Raw genomic sequence first — 2069 nt, 5'->3', positions numbered from 1 at the left:
CCAACCCCAAGAAAGCTTCCGTTTGCTGATGGGTGAAATCATTAGTTTGTTTATTGACACTCATGTTCGCCACCAACCAGAAGCATCTCAGTTGCTTGAGCAATTATTGAATACTGCCAATCCTCTGATAAAATCCTTTGAGCGTAAATAGTTAAGTTTATTATGACAAGTGCATCTTATATTTTTCTAGCTGGAGCAAGTCGCGGTGTTGGTCGAGAAATTGCTCAATATCTGAGGGCGCAACAGCTAAAAGTCAAAGCCCTCCTGAGAACAGCAGCAGTTGCTTTTGGGCAAAGAGAATTTGCAGAATTTAGTTTGGATTAGGGGTACAGCCGGGATACGTGCAAAATGGGACACTTTGTAAAGTTTTGTAACAGAAACAGTTAAAACGCTTTATTTACAACTTTTCTAGTTTGTATGAATTTAGGATTTCTTCTTTCATTTGTAATGGCAATGATTTTGTTATGTATTCTTTGTAATACAAATTATAATACAAAGCTGCCATGTCATATAGCAATCCTTGCAGGAGTCGTGAAAAATATATATAAGGAAACGAACCGCCAAGAACGCCAAGGACGCAAAGAGAAGAAAGAAAAAAGAGATATATAATTTTCACAAATGATTTAGGACTGCTATACATCTTTGACGACACTTGCCAATGTCTAAAGTAAGACAACAATAGCTAGCTTGATTGGATGCAGTAAGGTATACTTCAATCTGTCCAGAAATCCTTGAAACGACCTGGAGATAACTCTGTGTAGCGAATCGTGTGCTGAATATTTTTATGTCCCAGATAAGCTTGTATAGCTCTGGTATCATGACCTTTGCCAGCTAAATAGAAGCCACAGGCCAATGCCCTAAATCTCAATTTTAAGCACGCCAGCGGAGTATTTGACCCTTGACAGGATTCACAAATTCTCGTCCTTCAGCGACAGAGCGAGCATACTCCCGCTTCAACTGGTAATACCACTGCGCCTGCATATCTGAGTCTTTAATCAGCCGTAGCACAGGATTATATTTCAAACCAATCTGCTGCTTTTCCACTACCGTTCGGTCTTGACCAATGAAAGTCCGCGCCAGCACATGTAACAGTGGCTTGAAAAATCTTACCCAAGGAAGTGTCCAGTAAAGAGCAAAAGTTACCTCCGTTTCCGTGTCTGAAATAGGTGTAACTGCCGTTAAATTAACGACTCGATGGTTGCCAATTGTGGTTTCTTCTATTCTGACTCCAGGTAAACGAAAAGAAATCTCCGTTTCCGGCACACCGCCGCCAATGAGCCAGTATAATCGACCCCCATTTGCTGGTAATCGGTGTCGTCGCATTGTGAAGCCATAGGGCGAAGCATCGAATTGCTTCACTTCCTCATGCAGTTGCTCACTTCGCCACCACCAAGCGCGATGAACATAAGGTGAATGAGCAGGGTCCATCAGACCCACTACCGCATGATCTATAAAACAAGGGAATTTTACCACCTCTACGAACTGGTGCGTTGGCGCAGCCCCCCGTAGGGATCGCTCATCAAACCCTGGAATTACCGGAATCTCCATCTCAGAAGCAGGTTGAGGGTTATCAAGATCAGCCATATATATCCAGATATTCCCTTGGGCTTCCCGGATTTCATAGGAATGTACGTCAAAGCGCCTCAAATCCATCTGCTGTTCCTCTACAAGAGATGGTATTGCAGTGCAGCGTCCAGCCGGGTCAAAGCGCCAACCGTGGTAACAGCATTCCACTTCTTGCCCATTGAATCTACCACAACTCAAAGGCACACCGCGATGGGGACAAATGTCCGTCATCGCAGAAACTTTACCATCCTGGCTGCGGACTAGCAGCACTGGTTCTCCCAAGAAAATGCGGCTGATCATCATACCTGGCTTAATCTGATTACTAGGCAGAGCATAGTACCAAGTATTACGTAATACAAAGTTATCGTTATTTTTCATCACTAATTGCGTCTGCCTTTAACACAATGATAGTTCTGACAATTCAGGTCATGTGGAAAAGCTAACGCCAAACCTAACCCCCCAGCCCCCTTCCCTACAAGGGAATGGGGAGAATTCAAAGCCTC

General features: G+C 43.7%; 2 protein-coding genes and 1 pseudogene. 1 reads left to right on the top strand and 2 read right to left on the bottom strand.

Annotation, left to right across the window (positions count from 1 at the left end; translation table 11 throughout):
- Window positions 1-162: 162 nt before the first annotated feature.
- Window positions 163-279: pseudogene (locus LC574_RS37390) on the top strand (SDR family NAD(P)-dependent oxidoreductase); the annotation flags it as partial.
- Between the two features lie 433 nt (window positions 280-712).
- Here the strand turns inward: LC574_RS37390 and LC574_RS39580 are convergent.
- Both LC574_RS39580 and LC574_RS37380 read right to left on the bottom strand, forming a co-directional pair.
- Complete coding sequence (locus tag LC574_RS39580; RefSeq protein WP_368736789.1) at window positions 713-853, bottom strand: tyrosine-type recombinase/integrase; 141 nt, start codon at window positions 851-853, stop codon at window positions 713-715.
- A 17-nt stretch (window positions 854-870) separates the two neighbouring features.
- Window positions 871-1944, bottom strand: a complete 1074-nt coding sequence (locus LC574_RS37380; protein ID WP_229458663.1) for an aromatic ring-hydroxylating dioxygenase subunit alpha — start codon at window positions 1942-1944, stop codon at window positions 871-873.
- Between the last annotated feature and the right edge of the window lie 125 nt (window positions 1945-2069).

It is taken from the genome of Nostoc sp. CHAB 5715, from assembly GCF_020829685.1.
Classification (GTDB): Bacteria; Cyanobacteriota; Cyanobacteriia; order Cyanobacteriales; family Nostocaceae; genus Nostoc.
Note: the sequence above shows the minus strand (reverse complement) of the source record. Positions and strands in the feature narration are given on the sequence as shown.

What these genes read in the sequence shown, in the direction of transcription:
- LC574_RS37380 (WP_229458663.1), bottom strand. Translation starts at nt 1,944, where the DNA reads ATGAAAAATAACGATAACTTTGTATTACGTAATACTTGGTACTATGCT.